Consider the following 1967-nt stretch of genomic DNA (forward strand, 5'->3'; position numbering starts at 1 on the left):
ATGAATATGCCCGCAAACCCTGCGGATTTCAATGGCATCGAGATCGTGCAGCGTGACGGTGCGCTGATGGCTTCGAGCCGTGAGGTCGCGCACAACTTCGGCAAGATGCACAAGGACGTGCTTCGCGCCATCCGCAACCTCGAATGCAGCGAGGATTTCAACCGGCGCAATTTTGCGCCCGTCGAGTATCTGGATGCCAAGGGCGAGAAGCGGACCGAATATGGTATGACCCGTGATGGGTTCAGCTTCCTCGTCATGGGCTTCACCGGGCGCGAAGCGGCGGTCTGGAAGGAGAAATACATCGCCGCCTTCAATGCGATGGAGGGGCGCCTGCGGGCCGAGCGCCAAGCCGCGACCATCGACCTGAACGACCCGAGCCAGCTTGTGCCGTTGCTGACCAGCTATGCGCAGCGGACGCAGGTAGCGGAGGCGAGGGTGGTGGCGCTGGCCCCGAAGGCCGAGGCGTTCGACCGGCTGGACGCGATTGAAGGCGCTCTGTCGGTTCGCCCGGCGGCGAAGGTGCTTGGTGTGGCCGAACACAAGTTGATCCGATGGCTGCAATTGAATCGCTGGGCCTTCCGCCAGAACGGGCAGGGACCGCTGCAAGCCTATGTGGACAAGCGCAACTGCGGATACCTCGACCACAAGCTGGGCGAATACACCGGGAAGGACGGTGACCAGCGCGTCAGCATCACGCTTATGATCACGCCGAAGGGCATGGCCCGGCTTGCGCAGATCTTCAACCGGGAGGGGATGCTGTGAGCAAGATTGAACGCCGCCACCTTCTGACCGCCGCACCCGTTGCCGGTTTCGCCGCCCTCGCTGCGGGCGCGTTGCCGGTGGAGGCGGAGGTCGCTGATCCTCACGGCGGATGGCTGACAGAATGGCGGAAGGCACGGAAGGGATACGCTGACAACCTGACACCGGACGGTGATGAAACCGAGGCGTCCAGTATCCACTGGGAGCGCAAGTCGAAGCTGGAATCCCTGATCTGCGAAACGCCAGCCGCAACGCTTGCGGGTATCACTGCCAAGCTGGCGTGGATCTTGGAGGATGCCGAGGGCACTTTTTCCTTCGCGCAGCACGAGACTGCAATCACGACCGCGCTGGATGATCTGGCCTCATTTGAAGCCTGAACACCACCCCGCAACACACCAAAACCAGGGCCGTCCTTCGGGGCGGCCTATTGCAATGGAGCCACAAATGGCAGGCGCAGTAATCGGCAGTTTGCGCGTTAATATGGGGCTCGATGCTGCTGCATTTGAGACCGGCCTGAAAAAGGCCGGAGGCAGAACGAAGTCATTCGAGCGGGACGTGAACAAAGCCACGGGCAGCGTTAGCGCTGCAATGCAAAAGGCGAGTTCGAGCGCGGTCAGTTTCGCCAAGGCCTTCGCCACGGGATTCGCGGGCGGGATCGTCGCGACCGCCCTTGCCGGGCTCAACAGCAACATCAACGACACGGTGAAATCCATCGCGGCCCTGGGCGACGAGGCCAAGCGTTCGGGCCTCGGGCTGGAAGCCTTTCAGGAATGGAAGTTCGTGGCCGAGCAGAACCGCATCGGCATCGACGCCCTGGTGGACGGCTTCAAGGAACTGTCGCTGCGCGCCGACGAGTTCATCGTGACCGGGGGCGGCTCGGCGTCGGAGGCCTTCAAGCGCCTCGGCTATTCGGCCGCTGACCTTGGCAAGAAGCTGAAGGACCCCTCGGCCCTGATGCTGGAAATCATCGGGCGGCTGGAAGGGCTGGACCGCGCGGCGCAGATCCGCATCGCGGACGAGCTGTTCGGCGGCACCGGGGGCGAGCAGTTCGTCCAGTTGCTCGACCAGGGCGAGGCCGGGATTTCCCGCACCATCGACCGGGCGCGTGAGCTTGGCATCGTCATGGATCGGGAGTTGATCGAGAAGGCGCAGGAACTCGACCGGCGCTGGCAGGAGTTGAACACGACCATCGGCACCTGGTTCAAGAG

Annotated in this window: 2 protein-coding genes and 1 pseudogene; all 3 read left to right on the top strand. The window is 63.0% G+C overall.

Annotation, left to right across the window (positions count from 1 at the left end):
- Positions 1–762: Rha family transcriptional regulator (locus tag ABNX41_RS21715; protein WP_438671760.1), on the top strand; the 762-nt coding region annotated here is incomplete at its 5' end.
- A complete protein-coding gene (locus ABNX41_RS21720; protein WP_438671761.1) occupies positions 759–1136 on the top strand; it encodes a hypothetical protein in 378 nt (125 codons plus the stop codon). The genes ABNX41_RS21715 and ABNX41_RS21720, both read left to right, overlap by 4 nt.
- A gap of 211 nt (positions 1137–1347) precedes the next feature.
- Positions 1348–1967 (top strand): annotated as a pseudogene (locus ABNX41_RS21725) (hypothetical protein); the annotation flags it as partial.

Source organism: Pseudogemmobacter sonorensis, assembly GCF_042762395.1.
Lineage (GTDB): Bacteria > Pseudomonadota > Alphaproteobacteria > Rhodobacterales > Rhodobacteraceae > Pseudogemmobacter > Pseudogemmobacter sonorensis.